The organism is Weissella cibaria (assembly GCF_004521965.1).
Lineage (GTDB): Bacteria > Bacillota > Bacilli > Lactobacillales > Lactobacillaceae > Weissella > Weissella cibaria_A.
Genome location: NZ_SDGK01000079.1, coordinates 1 through 339, shown reverse-complemented (window position 1 = coordinate 339; position 339 = coordinate 1). Strand labels below are relative to the sequence as shown.

Here is a 339-nt window from a genome sequence, read left to right as displayed (position 1 = left end):
CTTGCGGGAACTGGATTTTGAGTCCAGCGCGTCTGCCTATTCCGCCACAACGGCATATCTAATATTAATCTGATGATATGAAAGTTATAACTTTCAAGGGCGGTAGATGGGAATCGAACCCACGCATGTCGGTACCACAAACCGATGTGTTAACCACTTCACCACTACCGCCATTATCGTCAAGCAGGGGTAGAGGGAATCGAACCCCCACCAACGGTTTTGGAGACCGTCGTTCTACCGTTAAACTATACCCCTATTTTGGATGCAAATGTTATTCACTTCCAATGGCGCGGGACGGAATCGAACCGCCGACACTACGAGCTTCAATCGTATGCTCTA

At 48.4% G+C, this 339-nt stretch carries 2 tRNA genes; both read right to left on the bottom strand.

From position 1 onward, the window contains the following. Positions 1 to 98: 98 nt before the first annotated feature. Positions 99 to 171 (bottom strand) — tRNA-His (locus tag EST42_RS08780). Between the two features lie 13 nt (positions 172 to 184). Next, a tRNA-Trp gene (locus tag EST42_RS08775) sits at positions 185 to 255 on the bottom strand. Positions 256 to 339: the final 84 nt, after the last annotated feature.